Raw genomic sequence first — 13,676 nt, 5'->3', positions numbered from 1 at the left:
GAAGCTGCGCGGTCAGCCAGGCCTTACGGCTGCAGGCCGCGCCGCTCGTTCGGCGTCAGCGCCTGCAGCTGCGGCGCCGTCAACGGCCCCGCGCCCAGCACCTGCACCACGCCTGCCGGCTGGTAGTTCGACGCCTGCGGCTCGCTGCCCTTGCCCTTGCCGGCGCCGCCCTCGTCCGCCTGCTCGTTGCCAAAACCCAACACTTTCACCGTGAACAGCGAAGGCTGCGCCTGGCGCGCGGCGGCCCGTTCGCGCTGCAGCACGTCCTGCGCCGCCGTCACGGCTTGCGTCGCGGCCGCGCTGGCGTTGCTCAGTGCGCCCACGTTCACCGAGGCGATGGTCGGCACGCCCGTGGCCTTGCCCTGCACCTGGATGTTTTCCGCATTCACCACCTGCAGCGCTGCCAGGTTGACGTTGCCCGAGACGCGGATGCCCGCCTCGCCCGCGTCGATGGTGCCCAGCGGGGCGATCAGGTCGATGTCGCCGGGCGGCACCTCCGGGATCGGATTGAGCGTGGCGATGCCGGCGCCCGTCGTCGGCGTGCTCGGCGACAGGCTGACGAGGCCGATGCTGTCGTACGCGCGGCGCTGCGGCGTATAGACGACGGTGGACTTGGTGCCGCGGCCCGCGTTGATGTCGCCCGTGGCCGACCAGGCCAGGATGTTGCCGCCGAAGGTAGTAAAGATGCGGCTCTGGCCCAGCAGGATGCTGTCTTTCGCATACATCTGGATGTCGCCCTGTCCCTGCGTCAGCACGCCCGAGCCTTCGCCCGGCGCATAGCCGCCGTCCACGCCGATCAGCGCGCGCCCGCCCGGCACCGTGATGCCGATGTCGCCGCCGAAATCCGTGTGGATGCCGGTGTCGTTGACGGTCACGTAAGGCACGTTGTAGTCAGGACGGCCCGCCTCGGCCCATTCCTGCGGGCTCAGGTAGCGCACGCCCGCGACGGGCCGCTTGGTGTACACGCCGCTGTATCCGCTGACGGTGTACAGCGCGCTGCTGAACATCGTCAGGTCGCCCTTGTACTCGATCTTCTTGCCCGCCTTGTCCTGCGCCGGGAAGAGGGTGGCGATGGCTTCGCGGCCGCGCAGATAGCTGCCGCGGCGCACGCCGTCCGGATCGTTGTACTCGCGCCCGGCCGCCTTCAGCTCGGCGAAGTAGACGTTGCTCAGGTACACCTGCTGCTGTTCCTTCGGCAAGGCGGCAAAGAAGCTGCGCGCATCGGTGGCCGGGTCGTAGCGGATGCCCAGGCCGCTGTCGCCGCCAAAACGCGTCGTCAGCCAGTTCACCAGGTGCAGCTGGCTGACCTGCGCGTATTCGCGCGCCAGGTCGCGCCGCACGCCGCCCGTCTGCGCCCCTGCCTTTTCCAGTTCGGCCTGCTTCGTGCCGAGGAAGGCGGCAGCGCCCGCCTCGTCGCCGCTGTAGGCAAACTGGCCGCGCAGCCAGTCGGCCAGGGTCAGCTTGCCGCCGTAGACATATACGGCGCTGCCGGCCTGGTCGGCCAGCGGCTTGCCTGGATCGGCCAGCTTGGCCGGATCCAGGTAGCGCGCCGCGAAAGCCGCATAGTCGGGACCGTTGCGGCCCACGCCGGCGGCCACGCTGATGCCGGCGCCATCGCCGCGCTTGTCCTGGCCGACATGGACGATGGAGCCGAGGCTGCGCAATTCCGCCTTGTCGGCCATGTACAGGTCGCGCCCGGCGCTCACATTGAGCTGGCCCGGCCCCGCCACATAGAAGGTGCTGTAGCGGATGTCGCGCCCGGCGCTGACGACGGAAACGTCGTCGGCATGGCGGTGCACGAACAGGTTGCCGCGCGCCGACGAGCTGCCGAAGACGACCGGCTTTTCCGGCAGCTCGGGACTGTTGGCAAAGGGCTGGCCGGTCCATCCCGCCGCGCCGTCCGGCACGCTCTCGACGTTGCCGAGCGGCGTGCCGGAGTTGACGATGTCGCGTCCGGCGCGCACGGCCACGGCGCCGCCGCCCTCGTACCACAGGCCCAGGGCGCCGCTGACGCCTTTCAGGTTGCCCCGGTACACGATACCGCCCGTGCGCAGGCCGACGATGTCGCCGCTGTTGGCATAGAAGTGCGCGGGCAACTGGCCTGCCGGCACATAGTCGGAGACCGTCGGCGGGGTCATGCTGAACAGCGGATACACTTGCTGATTGGCATCGCTGGCGCCATTCGACGTCGTACCAAACCATTTCAATGCCCCCGGCGCCAGCGCATCGGCGCTGACGTTATGCAGCGGCAGCAGGCCGAACCAGACCTTGTTCAGTGCGCCGACGAAGCCCGGATTGAACGGATTCGGCAGCATGCGCGGGTCGGCGCCCGATGGCGTGATCGGATAACCGGCCGCATGGATGGAGTCGGCGGCCAGCATTTCCAGCTGGCCCGTGCCCGTCCTGACAAATTGCGGCGCCACCGGCGACGGCGCCAGGATCACGCCGTTTTGCGGCATGTCCACCTTGCCGCCATCACCACCCAGCCTGCCCAGGCTGGCATTGCCGTAGTACAAGCTGCCGCTGGCGGCCACGGCGCGCAGCACGGACGGCATGACGAAGCGCCCGTCCGTCGGCGCGTGGTTGTCGCCGGGCGTCGCATTGATCCAGGACGAGGTGGGCGTCAGGTTGCCGCCCGCGCTGAACAGGTCGATGGCCGTGGCCGGCGTCCACAGCGAGAACCAGCTCCAGCCTTCGCCGGTGCGCTCCACGCCCTGGTAGCTGAACGGCGAGCCATAGCCCAGTTGCTTCACGCGGCCCGCATCGGCCACGCCGCCCAGCACCACGTCGCCGCGCGCATCGATGCGCACGCCGCTGTCCCCCGGTACCAGGATGGGCCCGCCGCTGGCGATCGCCGTGCCCGCCGTGTAGGTTTCATACGGCCGCGATTCCGTCGGATCGGCGCGGTCGAAGCGCAATTCGATGCCGCCCACGGCGCCCGCCTCCAGGCGCAGCGCGCCGCGCAGGTTGGTGAGCGTGCTGTTCAGGCCAGGCACCTGGCGTTCGAAACGCGTGTTCGGGTTAGGACGGTCGCTATTGCTGTCGAAGCTGCGCACCTCGGCCACGGGGTTCAGCCCGCCGCCGATGCGGATATCGAGGTCGCCGCCGCCCGTCAGCAGCAGCTTGCCGTCCGGCGTCACCCTGCCCGTGCTGCCCACGGCCACGTTCAGGCCCTGGCTGCGCGGCGCGAACTCGCCGCCCGGATCGGCGCGCGAGGCCAGCATGCCGGCGTCGCCGCCCGCCTGCAGCAGCAGATTGCCGCCGCCCAGGGTGCCGATGCCCGTAAAGCCCGACAGCCCCGGCAAGCCCGAGAACAGGTCGACGCCTTCGGGACGCGCGACATAGGTGCCGAAATTGATCCACCATGCCGTCGGCACGCCGCCCCCCGTGCTGCCGCTGCCCTGGCGCCACAGCCAGGTGCCGATGTCGCTGGTGTCCTGCTGCGCGCGCAGCCAGCCGATGGCATCCTCGCGGCGTTGCGTGGAGGTGCCCAGCGTATCGCCCTTGACGTCGCCCTGGGCGCGCAGCAGCAGATTGCCGCCGTGCTCGGGATACCAGGCGCGGTACAGGCTCCGGCTGCCGCCATCGACAAACGGCGTAAAGTCCGTGCCCAGCGCACCGAGCAGCTGGCCCTTGGCGTTCAGGCCGCGCGGCAGGTTGAACAGATCCTTGCCATTGACCAGCGGCGAGGCCGACTGCGTGCCCGCCGTGTAGACGCCATACAGCGAACGCATGTCGAAGTCGCCCGCGGCGAGCAAATCGAGGTCGCCCGTGCCCGTGCGCAGCACGCTGAACAGGGGCTGGCGCGCCGGCTCCACGCTGGTCACCTTCTCAGGCGGCGTGCCGTCGGCCACCTTGACCACCAGATAGCCATAGTTTTCCAGCATGTTTGCCTCGTCGCCAAACCAGCTGATGTTAACCTCGCCTTCCGGCCATCCTTCGGCAATCGCCGCCTCGCTGAAGATATATTTGTTTGGCGAACCCGTGCCCGGCACGATGGAAGTCACCGCGCCCAGGCCGTAATGCGCATCGGCCAGCATCAGATGCGCGTCCTTCGCATTTGGCTTCAACGCGCGCGTGTCGGCCGCCGCCGTATCGGCGCCACCCACCAGGCGCAGCGACCACGCTTGCGAACCCTGGGCCAGCATGGGCGCCAGCGCCAGGTTGCGGCCCTGGCTTCCGCTGCCATCCGCGCTGCGCAGCGACACCATGGTGACGTCGCCCGGCAGCCTGACCACCGTGCCGGCAGGCAGCACGCTGCCCTTGTCCAGCGCCAGCGCCGAGGCCAGCACCACGCCATTGACGGCATTCGTGCTATCGGCCACGTCCCACGGCCGGCCTTCCGGGAAAGGCAGGGCCACGTTCGCCGGCCACACCATGGCCGCCACCCGGGCCGCGCCAGGCAGGCGCAGGCCGGCATCGAGCTGCATCCCGCTCGATAAGGTCAGCGCCTTGGGCAAGACCGTGCCGGCCGCGTACAGCACGCTGCCGTCGGCATTGCGCACGGCGCCGCCCAGCACGCTGCCTGCAGGCAAGTTCAACTCCGCCGTCAAGGTGGCGCGCGCCGCCAGCAAGGTGCCGCTGCGCAACTCCATGGCTTTCATCGGCACGGCAAAATTGACGCTCGTGCCCGATTTGAAGTACGTGTTTTCGGCCAGGGTCACCAGGCCCGCCTGCGGCACGACGACCTCGCCGCCCCACGGCAGCCGGCCTTTCACCAGCTGCCAGCCCTTGTCATCCATCGTGACGGGCAGGACGCTGGTATCGAAACCATCGGTGATGCTGCCAAAGACGCTGAGCTTGCCGCCGGCGCGCAGCACCAGCGCTCCGGCCTCGCCCGAGCCGTACACGCCGCTCAGGCGCGCCAGCGGATTGACGCCGTCGTAGCGGTGGCCGGACAGGTCGATGTCGCCATCGATATGCAGGTCGCCGCCCGGCGTGGCGCTGACGATCTCGACGCCAGGGCGCACATGGAAAGCGTTGGCGTCGCCGCGCAAGCCGCGCAGCTTGTTGTTCATCAAATTGCCGTTCGCCAGCGCGTGTAGCATGAAAGCCTGACTGTCCGCGTGCTTTTCGTTCAGGTAAGCCTGGTTGATGCCCTGGTAGCTGCGGCCGTCCGCATCCTTGCCCGTGCCCGCTGGCGCATCCTTGTATTGCCAGAAGGCATTGACGTTGATCGTGCGCGCGCCGGCGATGTTCAGCGCGCCGGCCGCGTCGATGTCGATGTCGTCGCCCGTGGCGCCGCCCAGGCGGCGCGCGTTCAGGTCGATGCTGCCGTAGTTGCCGCCCTTGTCTCCGCTGCGCAGGTCGAAACGCGCGCCGTTTTCCAGGGTCAGGCGGCCGCCGGGCGCGGCCAGTTCGATCACGGCGCGGTTCGGCGCCTCGATCACCTGGCCATAGCTGTCCGTGCGCAGCACCGTGCCGTGTGCATCGAGCACGGCGCCGGACTGGATAGTGACGCCGTCGCGGCCGGCCAGGCGGATGCTCCCCACCTGTTCGCCGCTGGCGTCGATGCGGCCGTTCACCGTCAGGCTGCCGCCATCGATGGAGACGTTCACTTCGCGCGCCTTGAGCTCGTCGCCGATGGTCAAATTACCCTGTTTGAGCTGGAAGCTGCGGCTGCCGAACACCTTGCCCGTGTTCAGGCGCTGGTTCAGGCCGGCAAAGTCGGCGACATGCTGGGCGCGCAACTCCAGGCCGCCCGCCGCGTAGGCTACCTGAGTGCCGCCCGCGTCATAGCTGCCGCTGGCGCCGCCCAGCAGGGTGCCGCGCAAGTCGGCCGTGCCCGCCGCCTCGCCCGCGGCGATCACGCTGAGCTTGCCGGCGCGGTTGTTCACGGCCGACACGTCGATCACGGAAGCGGCCGCCTGGCGTACGTCTCCCTCGCGGCTGTCGAGGATCACGTCGCCGCCCCAGCTGTATTTGCTCGTGTCGTAGAAATCGATCTTGCGGCCCGCCAGGTCCAGCTTGGCCTTGTCGCCCAGCAATACATCGCGCTCGGCCGACAGGGTCAATTTTCCACTCGGTAAGACCACCGAGGTATCCACGCTGACGCTGTTGCCGCTCAGCGCCACTTCGGCGCCCAGGGCGCCGGCCAGCGCCGCATTCGTCGGCGTGGCGGCAGCGGCACCGGCCGGTGCGCTCACCTTGACGGCGCCGCCCGCCGTGAGGCGGTTGACGGAGCCGGCCGCGCCCGTCAACAGCGGCGTGCTGATCAGCAAATCGCCGCCACTGTAGTGATAGCCATTGGTGGCCGTATCCCACGCGCTCTGCGACTGGTAGACGGACAGGCTGCCCTTGTTGTTGGCCGTCAGCTGTTCGCTGGCATTCAGTGCCACCTGGCCGAAGCCCAGCACCAGGCGGTCCAGCTTGTGGATGGTGTCGGGACGGCTGTCCGGCGTGAAGCCGAACTCGATGCGCCTGGCGTCGACCTGCAAACGGCCGCTGCCCGTGCCGGGGCCATTGGCGACGACGGCGCCAGGCGCATTCGTCGCGCCCTGCCACACGAGGGTGTCCGTGTGGATGCGCGCCAGCGCGTCCGTGCCGCCATAGCCGTAGATGGCGGGCGTATTGAGCACCAGGCGCGACAGCGACGACTTGCCCGTGGCCGCATCGATGGTCGACAGCTGCGACGAATCATAGAAGTTGAAGGAATTGCGCGCCGTCAAACCCAGGTTTTCCAGCGCCGGTGCGCCCGTGCTGGTGTCGCCGCGCAGCAGGCGGTCGAGCACGCCCTGGTTCAGCGCCAGGCCGTCCGGCAAGGCGCCGCGGGCGCTGGCGTCGGCCAGGGACGCCTCGCTGCCGACATTGATCGAACCCATCGCCAGCACCAGGTTGCGCGTGCCGTAGCGCACGTTGTCGCGCAGGGTAAACGCGCGCTCCGTCACGGCGGCGATGGTGCCCTCGGAATACAGCGACGTGCTGCCGCTGCAGGCGCCGCCCGTTTTCGCGCAGGCGCCGATATCGATGATGCCGGGGCCATACGATTCGGACGACGGCGCCGCGGCCGGCAGCATGTCCAGCCAGCCGTTCGAGACGGCCAGCACGCTGCCCATCGGTTCGTACACATAGCCGTCGCGCGAATCCCAGGCGGCCTTGCCGCGGCCCAGCGTATTGATGCCGGAGCCCTGTTCCAGGATGATGCCGTCGTCTTTTCTCGCCGTCACCAGAAACACTTCGGCCGCCTTCAGCACGGCGCCGTCGCGCAGCACGATGCCGCCCGCCGATTCCTTGATGGCGGCAATATTGGCGCGCTGGTTGCTGCCCGTGCCAAATTCGCTGTAGTTCACGCGCGGCAAGCCGCCGATGCCCACGCGCTGGGCGCCGAAGGCATTGATCTGCGACGCATGCACGGAGACGCCATTGAAATCGGCCAGCGGCGCCGTGCCGTCGGCCAACACTTCGTAGCGGGTCGACGCATGATTGCCCGTGCCCAGCAGCAGGGAGCCGCCGAAGCCGCCCTCGGCCGGCGCATACAGGGCGCTGCCATCCATCATCAACGGCGTATGGTTGTCCTTGACGCTGTGCACGGACGGGGCGATCAGCTGCACGCGCACGCCCTTGGCATCGCGCTCCAGCGCGGCGCGCGGCACGCCGTCGCGCGTGGCCTGCGCCACGGCAAAGGCGGCATACCCCGTTTCATTGTATTGCGAATAGCTGCGCAGCACGTCGGCCGGCGTCAGGATGGCTTGTTGCGCCACCACGTCGCGGATCGCCGTGCCCGCCACGCCCGTCTGCGCCGCCGTGGCAAACGAGCCATTGCGCATGGCGATCGTGCCGCCCGTCTCGACGGCGCCGGCCAGGCCATTCAGTTCCACGCGGAAAGCACCGGGCAGCAGGGCGAAATTCGATGGCAGCAAGGTGTAGGTGCCGGCCGCCAGGCCGGGCACGCCCGCGCCGATGGTGATCTGGCGTCCCACGGCGGGCTTGCCCGCGCCCTGCTCGGCCGTCAACGGCGCCACGTCCGGCTGCACGCCGGGAAGGATGGCGTACACGGGGTTGGTGTTCAGGCCGGGCAGGGTGAAACCGCCGTTCGGCTTCATCTGCACCAGCGGATTGAGGCGCGCGTCGGTGGAGCCGCCGCGTCCGGCCAGGAAGGCCGCGCCCGTCAAGGTGCCGCCGCCCGACATGTCGAGCACGGCGCCTTGTTGCACGTCGATGGCGGCGCCCGTCAAGGCGATCTCGGGGCCGTTGCCCACGCCCTTGAACACGACATCGTTGCCGTCATACAGGTAGCTCAAGCCATCGAGCGTGCCGCCGTAGGGCATCGTCAAGCCTTTCGCACTGACGGACGTCAGGCTGCCAGGCAACAGATTGACGCGGCCCGTATTGGCTTCAAAGCCTTCGGCGCCCAGGTTGATCTGGCCCAGCGGCGCGCGCAGCACGCCATGCTGGTTGATGGTGGGCGCAACCAGGCTCAGGGTGCCGAACACGGAGAACGGCTGGTTCGGCATGGCGCCGTCGCCGCTGCGCCCGACATTGAGCGTGCGCAACGGGTCGAGCGAGACGCGGATATTGCCATATTCGTCGATGCCGCTCTTCTGGCCCACCGTGACCATGCCGCTGTCGCCCGTGGCCGGGTAGATCTGCGCGGCGACCAGCGTGGCATTGCCAGGCTGGTACAGGGCGGCGCTGTTCGACAGGCGCATGTCGCCGCGGCTGTTCAGGGTCAGCTGCTCGAAGGCATCGCGTTCGACCACCAGGTCGGCGCCGCTGCTCTGCGCAATGGTGCCGCGCGTACCCATGTTGACCTCGCCCGCGATATCGAGCATGCCCGCATCGATCTGCAGCAGGGAATCCTCGGCCACCAGCGGCACGCCCAGCATGCCGCGTCCCTTGCCCAGGTTCTTCGAGCCTTTCACGGCATTGGGCACGATGTAGTCGTCCTTCTGCGCGCGCACGGCCGTGCCCAGGCGCACGTACGGCGCCGCCAGGCGCACCTGGCTGGCAAGGCTGCCCGCCTTGTCCTGGCCATCGGGCACAGGCTGCTGCGCCAGGCCCAGCGAGGAGGCGCTCAGGCGCAGGCTCTGGCCCAGCGACAGGCTGACGTCGCCGTCAAAACTGAGCATGCCGTTCACATGCAGGGCCAGGTTGTCGAAACCGCCCGCCTGCACGCGGTCGGCGCCCAGGCGCGCGCTGCCGTAGCGCAATGCCGCGTCCTGCTGGCCGGCGCGCAAGTCGCCGGGCAAGGCGCTGTCGCCCTGCACCTGCGCCAGTTGCATTTCGCGCGGCACGCGCACCGCGTTGTCCACGTTGTCGCCTTGCAAGGTGTAGCGGTTGACCTTGCCGTAATTGGGCGTGTCCAGCGCCAGTGCCAGGGTGCCGCCGGCCGCACCGGCGCCGCCGGCAGCGGCGCGCAGGGTGCCGTCGGCAAAGATGCCGTTGTAGGAACTGAGCGAAATCAAACCGCCGTTGCCGGCCACGTTGACGGTGCCCTGGTTCGGCAAATCCAGGGTCGCTTGCGCGCCGCTGGCGTCGAGCAGCGCGCCAGGACGCACGACGACAAAGGCATCGGCCGCGTCGACGCTGGCAGCGTCAGCCTTGTAGCGGGCGCCGATTTCGATGCGGCCGCCCTGGTCGGCACGGCCATAGCGCCCGCCCCGCATGTCGGTGGCGACCGTGGCCCTGCCAGCGACGTCCAGCACGGCCTTGTCGCCGATCCAGATCGACGTGGCTTGTCCCTTGCCGTTCGGTACATCCACCTCATTGCCCGTGCCAAACGTGCCTGGCAAGATGGCGATCTTGCCACCTCGGGCTTCGAGCTTGCCATCGACGGTGATCTGCGCATTGCCCGTCAGGCTGATCTGACGGCCCGGATCGACCGTGATGACGGCGCCTTGCGCCACCGCCAGATCCCCCTTCACGTGCGCGCTGCCGGCCGTCAGCGACAGGTCGGCGCCCGTGCGCTGCGTCAGACGGGCCTTGCGCGCATCTTCCTGGTACAGCTCCGGCGTCCACAGTTCCAGCGCGGCGCCAGGATCGGTGCCGCCTGCCACCGTATGGCCCGTGGCGGGATTGAAACGCAGCACGGGCATGGTGACGTCGATATGCGCATCCTTGACCACCACGACGCCATCGCGGCCCGTGACGGCGTAGTCGGCAAAACCGCTCTGTAACAGGCTGGCGCCCAGCGCCAGCATGGGCTTGACGGCAACATCGCGTCCCAGCACCATGCCAGCCGGCAACATCATGCCGCGCGGCGCGCGCAAGTCGTCGGCGGCGATGCTGCCGGCCGCATACTGCGTCGTCACCAGCGGGATCGGCAAGCCGTTCGGAAAGACCGCCGCCGAGACCATGAAGCCGGCCGGCAGGTTGTTGATGGCCGTCAGCACGCTGCCGGCGGGGGCGATGGCCCCCTGCCAGACAATCATGCCGCCATTGATGACGACATTGGCGCCCGGCGGCACCAGCAGGTCGGCCCCCAGCACCAGCGGTTTCTGCGCCGACACGTCCGCCGTCACCGGCTTGCCCAGAGTCTGGCCCGGCTTGATCAAGCTGGTGCTGAGCGCAAAATCGAAGGGGATCTTCTCGCCCTTGGCGATCAGGAATTCGTCGCTCAGGCGCAGGGCCACCGGTGAACTGCTGCCGGCTGGCAATACGTCGCCTTCGAGCAGCTTGCCGCCGATGCTGACGGCCGCGCCGCTGTCGATGACCAGGCGTCCGCCGCCCTTCACGCCATGGCCGCGCAATTCGCCGTCGAGCTTGAGCATGGCGCCCGTCGGCGCTTTCTCCGTCGGCAGGTCGACCGCCAGGGTGATGTCGCCGCCGCGCCCGCCCTGCAGGCTGCCATTGCCCATCAGGGCCGCGCCGGACGAGACGTCGATGACGCTGCCGCCCGTCAGGTCGATGCCGCCCGAACTTTTCAGGGTGACCTTGCCGCCATTGATATACGGCAAACCGGCAATGGCGCCCGGATCGAGCTCCAGGTTGCTCCACAGGCCACGCGCATCGAGGCGCACGCCGGGCGCCACGCGCACGCCGGCCGTTCCCGTGGGGCGGCTGTCGGGCACCAGCTTGCCTTCAGCCCATACGTCGCCGGCACCCGCCAGATAGCGCGAAACGATGTCGCCGGCGGCGATGCTGCCGCCGCGCGCGCTCACGTTCGCCTTGATCGCCACGTCGGTGGCGTGCAGGGCGATGTCGCCGCCATCGGCCACGCGCACGTCGGCGTCGACGCTCACGCTGTCGTAGGCATGGATTTTCAGGGCGCCCAGCTCCAGGCCGTTGAGCCAGTCGGCGTCGAGCTGCAGGGTCTTGCTGCGCGCGGCCGGCAAGGCTTCACCCAGCAGCTGGCCATCGGCGATGTCCGCCACCTTGCCGATTTGCACCTTGTCCAGCACGGCTTGCGGGCTGTCGCGCAGCTGGCCCGTGCGCGTATCGAAGACGGGCGTCATTTTGCCCACGATCAATTGACCGGCGCGCGCCGCCGACGTCTGCGCCTGCTTGTAGCCATCCATGCCCTCATCGCGCTTGCGCTGCTGGCGCTCGCCCTGGAAGACGGAGGTGTCGATATCGCCTTCCAGCACGGCCGCGCCCGTGGAAACGATCACGCGGCCCGCGTCGCGGCCCACCGTGTAGCCGTTTTCCAGGCGTTCGCGCGGGCCGATCAGGGCATTCGCGTACGTCTCCGTCGTGTTCGCGCCCCAGCGCGCATGCGTGCTTTCGTAGCCGCGGTACAGGCCCGTGTACAGGTTGTCGCCGGGCGCCGTGCTCAGCTTGTACATCGCGCCATCGGCGCCCTTCAGCCACGTCTGCTTGACCATGCCCGTCTGCACGTCGAGCGAGCCGCCGGCGATGTTGATGCGCGAACCGGCCTGCGTCACCACTTCGCCGCCGCCAAAGCCGACGGTGCCGCCCTGGGCCGCCCATTCGCCGATGCCGTGGCCGCTGGTATTCAGGTAGCCGCTCACTTCCAGCAGGCCGCCGGCCGTGTACCAGCGGTCGGTGGCGTAGCCGTTGGTGCCGGCCGGCACCAGCACCAGGTCGCGGCGGTCGACCCACACGTCGCTGTTGTTCAGGTATTTGGCGTCGCGGCTGCCCGGTGCGTCGCGCTGTTCGTTGCCCTGCACATTGATCAGCACATTGTTGCTGCTCATGTCGACCTTCACGCCGACGGCGCCCGAGACGTCGATGGCGGCGTCGCGCGCCACGTGGCTGCGGCGGGCCGCATCGACCAGCACCTGGCCGCCCGTGGCCAGGGTCAGCGAATCGCCTTCGAACTCCACGTTGCCGGCCGAAACGATGCGCACCAGCGACTGGTCGCGCCGGTCCTGCGGCGTATCCGTGCCCTTGCCCGTATTTTTCAGCAGCGTGTCGCGCTGCACATCGAGCGCCGTGGCGCCGTTGTCGTCGATAAAAATGGCGCTGACGCTGCGGCGTCCCATGGTGACCTTGGCATCCTCGCCCGCCGCCGCCAGGTGGATGGCGCCGCGTCCGTTGACGGAAGTGCTCGACAGCAGCATGCCGTCCTGGCGCAGCGAGTTGCCGCTCAGCGTGATGTCGCCGCCGGCCGACTGGATCAGGCCGCGGTTGATGACGGCGCCCGCGCTGCTGCCGGCCGTGCGCAGCATCTCGACTTCATTGCCGCGCGTGCTCGAGTACTGGTTCTTGTCCGTGCCCTGGCCCGGGCGCACGATGATGGCGTCGCCGGCGGCCAGGGTGGTCTGACCATTCGGCGTGGTGATGGCGCCCGCGTTGTCGACGCCGCGGCCGGCCAACAGCACGTAGCCGCCGCCCTCCGTCACCGTCTGCGGCTTGCGCGTGTCGATGCGCGCGCCGGCGGCGACGACGACGTCCGCCTCGGCCTTGCCATGCGTGGAGGTATTCTGGCCCAGCAGCAAGTCATTCGCGAAGGTCGGCACGGCGCCCGTGCCCTGCGCCTTGCCGTACAGGCCGCTCTTGAACTGGCTGTCGCTCATGCCCATGGCGGCCGCCGCCAGGTTGCGCGTATCGACCTGGCTGCTGCCCGTAAACACGATGCCGTTGCGGTTGACGATCATCACCGTGCCGTCGGCCTTGATCTGGCCCTGGATCTGGCTGGGGCGCGCCAGCGGATCATTGACCCGGTTCAATACGGACCAGTTCGATTTCTGGTCGAATTGCAAGGTGGTGTTCTTGCCGACGTTGAAACTTTCCCAGTTCAGTATCGCCTTGTCATCCGTCTGCACGACCTTCACGACGGTCTTGCCGTCGGCCTGCGTCTGCACGGGTCCCTGGGCATTGAGCCAGCCGGCCGTCAGGCTGTTCGTGTCGACCTGCAAGCCGCCCTTGGCCAGGCCATCGGGCGCGCCGCCCGCCGCCAGCGCCGCCTGGCGCGCGGCCGCCTGCACCGCCTGCTCGGCGGCGATGCCGCGCGCGGCCAGCAACAGGTTGTTCAGCGATTGCTGCAGCTTGCCTTCGGCCTTCTGCTGCTGCAGCAGGGGATTGTTCAGCGACGTGGCCGGCTGGCCATTCGGCAAGCGTCCCGTGGCGGTGGCCGTGCCCTGCTGCGCACCCTTGCCGGCAAACCAGGCGCCGCTGAACGGCTGCTGCGCCTGCGCGCCGCCCGCCTGCAGCAGCATGGCGATGGCCAGCGCCAGCGGTTTCAGGCGCACCGGGCGCCCGGTCCGGTTGCCCGCCATGGCGGAGGAGGATGCGTGTTTCGTGACCGACTTGCTTCGCTGCATGGCGACATTCCC

Annotated in this window: 1 protein-coding gene; it reads right to left on the bottom strand. The window is 69.0% G+C overall.

The window, feature by feature from the left end; translation table 11 throughout:
* Positions 1–23: 23 nt before the first annotated feature.
* A complete protein-coding gene (locus tag AC07VI_RS20605) occupies positions 24–13,664 on the bottom strand; it encodes a filamentous hemagglutinin family protein (RefSeq protein ID WP_492991888.1) in 13,641 nt (4,546 codons plus the stop codon).
* Positions 13,665–13,676 lie beyond the last annotated feature (12 nt).

Source organism: Janthinobacterium sp. GW821-FHT03A03 (genome assembly GCF_059421435.1).
Note: the sequence above shows the minus strand (reverse complement) of the source record. Positions and strands in the feature narration are given on the sequence as shown.